Below are 7,415 nucleotides of genomic sequence, written 5' to 3'. Positions count from 1 at the left end.
TCCACCGCGGTGTTGAGCAGCTCGACCACCAGCACGAACGCGACGGCACAGACCAGCTCGACCGCGCGCATCGCGGTCGCGCCGATGAACCAGGCCAGCGGCAGCGACAGCAGGAGCGCAAAGATCTCCTCGCGGACGGCCTGCTCCGATCGAAGTGCAAAGGCCAGACCGTTACGGGAGTTGATCGTGGCCTTCCAGATCCGCAGCAAGGTCTTAGAGCCCCGCGGCGGCCGGCATCGGCTTGGCCTTGCCGGCGCGCTCCTGCTTGAGCAGCTCGGCGACCAGGAAAGCCATGTCGATGGATTGCTCGGCATTGAGGCGGGGATCGCAGACCGTGTGATAGCGGTCGTTGAGATCCTCGTCCGTGATCGCGCGGGCGCCGCCGAGGCATTCGGTGACGTCCTGGCCGGTCATCTCCAGATGCACGCCGCCGGCATGGGTGCCTTCGGCGGCGTGGATCGCAAAGAACGACTTCACCTCGGACAGGACGCGGTCGAACGGACGCGTCTTGTAGCCCGACGTCGAGGTGATGGTGTTGCCGTGCATGGGATCGCACGACCAGACCACCACCCTGCCCTCGCGCTTCACGGCGCGGATCATGCCCGGCAGGTGCTCGCCGACCTTGTCGGAGCCGAAGCGGCCGATCAGCGTCAGCCGGCCGGGCTCGTTGTCGGGGTTGAGCACGTCGATCAGCTTCAGCAGTTCGTCGGGCTTCAGCGACGGGCCGCACTTCAGCCCGATCGGGTTCTTGATGCCGCGGAAATATTCGATATGGCCGTGATCGAGCTGGCGGGTGCGGTCGCCGATCCAGATCATGTGGCCCGAGGTCGCGTACCAGTCGCCGGTGGTGGAATCGACGCGGGTCATGGCCTGCTCGTAGCCGAGCAGCAGCGCTTCGTGGCTGGTGTAGAAATCGGTCGCGCGCAGCTCCGGATGGCTCTCGAGATCGAGGCCGCAGGCGCGCATGAAGTTGAGCGCGTCCGAGATGCGGTCGGCGAGCTCCTTGTAGCGACGGGACTGCGGCGAGTCCTTGAGGAAGCCGAGCATCCATTGATGCACGCTGCCGAGATTGGCGAAGCCGCCGGTCGCAAACGCGCGCAGCAGGTTCAGCGTCGCGGCCGACTGGCGATAGGCCATCAGCTGGCGCTGCGGATCCGGCACACGCGCTTCCTTGGTGAAGGCGATGTCGTTGACGATGTCGCCGCGATAGCTCGGCAGCTCGACGCCGTTGATCTTTTCGGTCGGCGAGGAGCGCGGCTTGGCGAACTGGCCGGCGATGCGGCCGACCTTCACCACCGGCACGGCGCCGGCATAGGTCAGTACCACCGCCATCTGGAGCAGCACGCGGAAGAAGTCGCGGATGTTGTTGGCGCCGTGCTCGGCAAAGCTCTCGGCGCAGTCGCCGCCCTGGAGCAGGAAGGCTTCGCCCGCCGCAACCCGCCCCAAGGCCTTCTTCAGATTGCGCGCCTCGCCCGCGAACACCAGCGGCGGAAAGGTCGCAAGCTGCRCCTCGACGTCGGCCAAGGCCTTGGCGTCGGGATAATCGGGCACCTGCAGCACCGGCTTGCTGCGCCAGGACTCGGGCGTCCACCGCTCGGACATCGCAATCTCTCCGTGAGGCAAAAAGCACAACCTGATCTGTGGGTTGCGAGGGCCGCCTTATACACAGGCTGGCAAAGGACCGCCAGTTGTAAATCCATTTCGTGCTGCAAACCCTTGCGGGGAAAGCCAAATTCGCATTTGCTTGGAACCGGCAAGGAAACTGGCGGGACACCGGCTGCCCATGGACGCGGCGCGCGACGACGTTTTCATCGACGAGATCAGCTTCCCGGCGACCGACGGGTATGCGCTGAGCGGCACCCTGTTCCTGCCGCGCGCCACCAAGCGTCATGCCGTCCTGATCAACTCGGCCACCGCCGTCCCGCGAAAGATCTATCGCGGCTTTGCCTCCTATCTCGCCCATCGCGGCTGCGCGGTGCTGACCTACGACTATCGCGGCATCGGCGACTCCCGGCTGCCGGCGATGGTCGGCTACAACCAGCCGAAATCGCTGGTCGGCTTCAAGGCCTCGATGTCGGACTGGGCCGCGCTCGACGTCACCGCTGCGGTGAGCTGGATGCGCGAGCGCTACAACACCCTGCCGCTCGCCTATATCGGCCACTCCTTCGGCGGCCAGGCGCTCGGGCTGATCGCGAACAACAGCGACATCTCGCGCGCCGCGTTCGTCGCCTCGCAGGCGGCGACCTGGCGGCTGATGACCTCACCGGAGAAATACCGTGTCCTCGCCTTCATGAACCTCATTGGCGTGCCGCTCGCCCACGCGCTCGGCTACGCGCCGGGCTGGGCCGGCATTGGCGAGGATTTGCCCAAGGGCGTGTTCCTGCAATGGGCCGACTGGGTCTCGAGCCCGCGCTATCTCTTCGATTCAAAGCTGCCCGCGCTGGAGAACTTCGCCAAATTCAAGGGCGAGCTACGCGCGCTGTGCTTCTCMGACGATGCCTGGGCGACGCGCCCCGCGGTCGAGCTGCTCGCCGGCGGGTTCACGGCGATCAAGCCGGAGGTGCTGACGGTGAAGCCGTCCGACGTCGGCGCCAAGGCGATCGGCCATTTCGGCTTCTTCCGCCCCGAGCACCGCGACACGCTATGGCGCGGCGTGGCGGAATGGATCCAGGGCGAGTGATGCGTTAGCGAATGATCGTCGTCAGCGACGAGTAGCGCCTGTTCGGCTTGGCTTCGCCCGGCGCGAACTGCGCGAAGGCATCGCTGACGCGCACCGCCGGCGGCGTATCGCCGGCGAAGCGGAATTCCTTTGGCCGCGGCGCATAGAAGCTGGCGCTGTAATAGGCGTCGTCGAAGCGCGTCTCGCCGACCCCGAACACTGCGTCGCAGACGAACAGGAGTGCGTAGACTCCCGCGATCGCGGCGACGATCTCCTTGAGAATTGACATGCTGATGCCCTGCCCTGTTGCGGGCAGGATGCGCATTGGTTCCAAAGCTCTGGTTTAAGGCGCCGTGCTTCCTGTTCGCAGGGTTTGCCGCCGCTGAGCGGAATGCAGACAATTTTATCGATCTCGGAAAGAGAGCCCGCCTGACCGGACGATCAGGCGGGCTCCAGGCTTGGCCGCTCGGGAGGTATCAGACGGCCAGGTTCATCCACACCGCCTTCGGCTCGGTGAAATTGTCGAGCGCCGCGGTGCCGTGCTCGCGGCCGAGGCCGGAGTCGCGTTCGCCGCCCCAGGGCAGGCGCACGTCGGTATACCCATAGGTGTTCATCCAGACCGTGCCGGCGCGCGCCCGCTTGGCAAAACGCTGGAGCTTGCCAATGTCGCGGCTCCAGACGCCGGCGGCGAGGCTGTAGGCGGTGCCGTTGGCGATCCGCAAGGCATCGGCCTCGTCCCTGAACTTGATGACGCTGACGACGGGGCCGAAGATTTCCTCCTGTGATATCCGCATCTCGTGCTCGACATTCGCGAACACCGCAGGGCTGATGAAGTAGCCGCGCTCGCCGACCCGCGTCCCGCCGGTGACGAGGCTCGCCCCCTCCTGCCGGCCGATATCGACATAGTCGAGGATCGACTTCATCTGCTTCTCGGAGATGACAGGCCCGAGCGCCGTCTTGCGATCGAGCGTATCGCCCATCTTCAGCGATTTTGCGCGCGCAGCGAGGCGCTCCACGACCTCATCATAGGCCTTCTCCTGGACCAGCACGCGCGAGCCGGCCGAGCACACCTGGCCGGCGTTGAAGAAGATGCCGGAGGCCGCGGCTTTCGAAGCCGCTTCGAGATCGGCATCGTCGAAGATGACATTGGCCGATTTGCCGCCGAGTTCGAGCGAGACGCGCTTGAAGTTGCCGGCCGCGCCTTTCATGATTCCGCGACCCACGCTAGGCGAGCCGGTGAAGGTGACCTTGTCGACATCGGGGTGATTGACCAGCGCGTCGCCGACGACGCGGCCGGGGCCCGTGACGACGTTGAAGACGCCCGCCGGCAGGCCGGCCTGGAGCGCGAGCTCGGCGATGCGCAGCGCCGACAGCGAGGTCAGCTCGGCCGGCTTCATCACGATCGTGCAGCCGCAGGCCAGCGCCGGCGCGAGCTTCCACATCCCGATCATCAACGGGAAATTCCACGGCACGATCGCCGCCACCACGCCGACCGGCTCGCGCAGGGTGTAGGTCAGGGCATCGTCACGCACGGGCACGACGTCGCCGCTGATCTTGTCGGCCCAGCCGGCGTAGTAGATCAGCGTATCGACCGCGGCCGGGAAGTCCTGTCGCAGCGTCGCGGAGATCGGCTTGCCGGCATCGATCGACTCGAGCTCGATGATTTCTTCGGCGTTTGCCTTGAGCAGGTCGGCCCAGCGCAGCAGGATCTGGCCGCGCTCGGAGGCGCGCATCGTGCGCCACGGGCCCTCGAACGCCCGCCGCGCGGCCGCCACCGCATGCTCGACATCGGCCTCGCCGCCTTCGGCGACGGTGGCGATGACCTGGCCGGTGGCGGGATTGAGGGATTTGAAGGTGCGGCCGGAGCTTGCGGGGACGCGGCGGCCATCGATGAGCAGATGCTGCGGCTGGGCCATGAACTCGGTCGCCGGCGAATGCGCAAAGTCATATGCAACAGACATCATATTTTCTCCCGTTCTGGCATCCCAGATTAGGACGGTATTCGCTGCAGTAAATATGATATGGTGTGCCTATGGCCACCCGATATATGAACTCAACTTCATAAGATTGTTTCATGCTCCAGATCGAGATCGAGGCAGTTTGGCGGTTTCGCCAGGAGGGCAGTCCGCGCACGGCGGTGGTCATGCTCGGCGTGCTCAACGAAATCCGGAAGACTGGAAAGATCACGAGTGCGGCCGCCGACGCGCACCTCTCCTACCGGCACGTCTGGAATCTGATCGAGCAATGGTCGGAGTTCTTCGGCACGCCGCTGGTCGAGACCCAGCGCGGCAAGGGCTCCAGGCTCACGCCATTCGGCGAGCGCTTGGTATGGGCCGGCGAGCGCATGCAGGCACGGCTGGGGCCGCAGCTCGAAAACCTGGCACAGGAGCTGGCAAGCGAGATCAAGCCGTTCCTCGAGCAGCGCCCATCGGTGATCCGCGTGCACGCCAGCCACGGCTTTGCGGTGGCAAAGCTGCGCGAATTCCTCGACCGCGAGCCCGGCATCGGCGTCGACCTGCGCTATGTCAGCAACCAGCATTCGCTGGTCTCGCTGGCGCAGGGCGCCTGCGATCTCTCCGGCCTGCATCTGCCGCACGGCGCGTTGCGGGCGCAAGGCATCAAGGCCGCGCGCGAATGGCTCGATCCGCGCGAGGACCGTGTCATCAGCTTCGTGACGCGCGAGATGGGGCTGATGGTCGCGCGCGGCAATCCGCTTGGCATCGAAACGATCGAGGACCTGACCAGGCCAAAGGTCCGCTTCGTCAACCGAGACCATGATTCCGGCACGCGCCTTCTGTTCGACCAGTTGCTGGCCGCACACCGCATCGACGAAAGCCGCATCAACGGCGCGCAGCAGATCGAGTTCACCCACGCCGCGGTCGCCGCCTATGTCGCGAGCGGCATGGCGGATGCGAGCTTCGGCGTCGAGGCGGCTGCCCGGCATTTCGGCCTCGATTTCATTCGCATCGTGACCGAGGATTATTTCTTCGTCTGCAAACGCGCCTTCCTCGATACCGAGCCGATGCAGCGCATCCTCGATATCATGCGCAGCGCCGATTTTCGTACCGCTGTCGCCAGCCTGCCCGGCTACGTGCCGTCGGAAACGGGCACCGTGACCGGCGTGAAGGCGTTTCTGGAGATGCACGCCGTGCGCTGATGCGATGCGGCGCCCTCACCTTGTCCGCGGCAGGCAAGAGTGGCAATCTGCCTTCATTGTCCCTCGATTGTCCCTCGAGATCCGAACATGTCGCGCGCGGGCGCCAAATCGCTTCCCCAGCTGAGTCTTCGCATCGATCTCGACGGCGAGGATCGGATCGGCCCCGGCAAGATCGAGCTTTTGGAGCAGATCCGCGAGCAAGGCTCGATCTCGGCGGCCGGCCGCGCCATGGACATGTCCTACAAGCGCGCCTGGGATCTCGTCGACGAAATCAATCGCATCTGCGGACATGCCGTGGTCGAGCCGCAGGCCGGCGGCAAGAACGGCGGCGGCGCGATGCTGACGCCGTTCGGTGAGAAACTTGTTGCCCGCTACCGCAAGATCGAGCGCGACGCCGCGCGCGCGGTGCACAAGGAGCTGGAAGCGCTCAGGAGCGACATCGCCCGCTCGCGCAAGTCCTGAGCGCGGCTAGTTCGGCCGCATCGACGCGTCGGGCATCGGCTGCGTCAGGGCCTCGCCGAGCAGGCTCTGCTCGGCCTTCGGGATCGAGAAGCGGATCTTGAAACCGTCCTCGGTCTGAAGCGTGATGATGCGCTGGGTCGTGTCGGTCGATTGTTCCAGCACCCAGGATGCCAGCGGATAGGCATAGCGCAGGCTCTGGTCGCCGTAGCGGGCCTTCAGTGCTGCCTCCAGCAATCCCGGCAGCGTCATGATCAGGGCGCCGACCTGTTTGAGTGAGACGCTGACGGCGGCGGGATTGCCCGTCACGTCCTCGAATCCCAGCGAGATCGCACCGCCATCGGCTGCCACCTCGCAGGTCGTGAGCGATCTGACTTTAATTTCCATCGAGAGCTCCGGAACGCGGCAGCCCGCTATATCCCGTAAGATACAGCGATATGTGCGATCAGGTCCAGCCGCTTCTTTTGGAACAGCTCGAACCGCCGCAAAGGGCTTCAAACGGCATGGACTTCGGACGTCGGCGCGGTGCCGGCAGCGCGACGCGTCCGCTCAGATCGCCGGCTCGTCCTTGAGCGCCACCACCACCTGCTCGCCGCGATCGGTCAGGCGATAGGTCACCAGCGGGCGGCTCGACGGCGGCTTGCGGTCGATCTCGACGACGTAGCCGCGCACCATCAGCGCTTCGAAGCTGCCGTAGTAGCCGAACATGCTGATCTGGTTCTGCTTGAGCAGCTTGAACTCGCGCAGGAGACGGATTTCGTTGCCCGAGAGCAGCGAGCGGCGGACGCGCTGCACGAACCGCGCACGCTGCTCGAACCACGCCTGGTCGGGCAGTTCGTGCGAGGCCGGCGCCGGATCGCGCTCGCAGGGGCGCGCCTCGGTCGCGGCATCGGCCACGACCTCAGGAAGGCACGGCATGCTGCCGACGACCGCGTCCTTGGCGACGTCGAGCAATGCGATCGGCCAGCGCCGCTTGTTGTCGACCATGACCGGCGGCGGCACGACGTTGTCGCGCACCAATTGCTCGAAACGGCCGGCGGTGACGCCGACATAGGCGGCCGCCCGACGGCGATCGACCAGACGGGCGTCCGGCCCGTGCTCCAGCTCGCAAGCGATGTTCTCGTTCACCCCGAAATCCCC

General features: G+C 65.7%; 9 protein-coding genes. 3 read left to right on the top strand and 6 right to left on the bottom strand.

Annotation, left to right across the window (positions count from 1 at the left end):
- Positions 1-209 (bottom strand): diacylglycerol kinase (locus AC1D00_RS18500; protein ID WP_477011642.1); only part of this gene is annotated, 209 nt, incomplete at its 3' end.
- Positions 210-213: 4 nt separating this feature from the next.
- Positions 214-1,602, bottom strand: a complete 1,389-nt coding sequence (locus AC1D00_RS18495) for a class II 3-deoxy-7-phosphoheptulonate synthase (protein ID WP_477011641.1) — start codon at positions 1,600-1,602, stop codon at positions 214-216.
- Between the two features lie 181 nt (positions 1,603-1,783).
- Between AC1D00_RS18495 and AC1D00_RS18490 the strand changes: the two genes are divergently transcribed.
- Positions 1,784-2,680 (top strand): alpha/beta hydrolase family protein, encoded by an 897-nt coding sequence (locus AC1D00_RS18490; RefSeq protein WP_477011640.1) that lies wholly within the window; start codon positions 1,784-1,786, stop codon positions 2,678-2,680.
- Positions 2,681-2,684: 4 nt separating this feature from the next.
- Here the strand turns inward: AC1D00_RS18490 and AC1D00_RS18485 are convergent, their stop codons facing one another.
- Both AC1D00_RS18485 and AC1D00_RS18480 read right to left on the bottom strand, forming a co-directional pair.
- The gene (locus tag AC1D00_RS18485; protein ID WP_477011639.1) at positions 2,685-2,948 is read right to left on the bottom strand and encodes a hypothetical protein; all 264 of its coding nucleotides are present in this window, start codon (positions 2,946-2,948) and stop codon (positions 2,685-2,687) included.
- A 187-nt stretch (positions 2,949-3,135) separates the two neighbouring features.
- The gene (locus tag AC1D00_RS18480) at positions 3,136-4,620 is read right to left on the bottom strand and encodes an aldehyde dehydrogenase family protein (protein ID WP_477011643.1); all 1,485 of its coding nucleotides are present in this window, start codon (positions 4,618-4,620) and stop codon (positions 3,136-3,138) included.
- A gap of 113 nt (positions 4,621-4,733) precedes the next feature.
- On the opposite strand from AC1D00_RS18480, the gene AC1D00_RS18475 reads away from it, so the two are divergent.
- Positions 4,734-5,816 carry a substrate-binding domain-containing protein gene (locus tag AC1D00_RS18475; RefSeq protein WP_477011638.1) on the top strand — a complete coding sequence of 361 codons (1,083 nt, stop codon included), beginning with the start codon at positions 4,734-4,736 and terminating at the stop codon, positions 5,814-5,816.
- Between the two features lie 87 nt (positions 5,817-5,903).
- Positions 5,904-6,278: a winged helix-turn-helix domain-containing protein gene (locus AC1D00_RS18470; protein WP_404555368.1), complete on the top strand. Its 375-nt coding sequence runs from the start codon at positions 5,904-5,906 to the stop codon at positions 6,276-6,278.
- Between the two features lie 6 nt (positions 6,279-6,284).
- Here AC1D00_RS18470 and AC1D00_RS18465 read toward each other — a convergent pair whose 3' ends face one another.
- Both AC1D00_RS18465 and AC1D00_RS18460 read right to left on the bottom strand, forming a co-directional pair.
- A complete protein-coding gene (locus tag AC1D00_RS18465; RefSeq protein ID WP_477011637.1) occupies positions 6,285-6,662 on the bottom strand; it encodes a hypothetical protein in 378 nt (125 codons plus the stop codon).
- Positions 6,663-6,824: 162 nt separating this feature from the next.
- On the bottom strand, positions 6,825-7,415 hold a 591-nt coding region (locus AC1D00_RS18460; protein ID WP_477011636.1), incomplete at its 5' end, for a hypothetical protein.

The sequence above is a fragment of the Bradyrhizobium sp. P2_E8 genome (assembly GCF_056403875.1).
Note: the sequence above shows the minus strand (reverse complement) of the source record. Positions and strands in the feature narration are given on the sequence as shown.

What these genes read in the sequence shown, in the direction of transcription:
- AC1D00_RS18470 (WP_404555368.1), top strand. Translation starts at nt 5,904, where the DNA reads ATGTCGCGCGCGGGCGCCAAATCGCTTCCCCAGCTGAGTCTTCGCATC.
- AC1D00_RS18475 (WP_477011638.1), top strand. Translation starts at nt 4,734, where the DNA reads ATGCTCCAGATCGAGATCGAGGCAGTTTGGCGGTTTCGCCAGGAGGGC.
- AC1D00_RS18485 (WP_477011639.1), bottom strand. Translation starts at nt 2,948, where the DNA reads ATGTCAATTCTCAAGGAGATCGTCGCCGCGATCGCGGGAGTCTACGCA.
- AC1D00_RS18465 (WP_477011637.1), bottom strand. Translation starts at nt 6,662, where the DNA reads ATGGAAATTAAAGTCAGATCGCTCACGACCTGCGAGGTGGCAGCCGAT.
- AC1D00_RS18480 (WP_477011643.1), bottom strand. Translation starts at nt 4,620, where the DNA reads ATGTCTGTTGCATATGACTTTGCGCATTCGCCGGCGACCGAGTTCATG.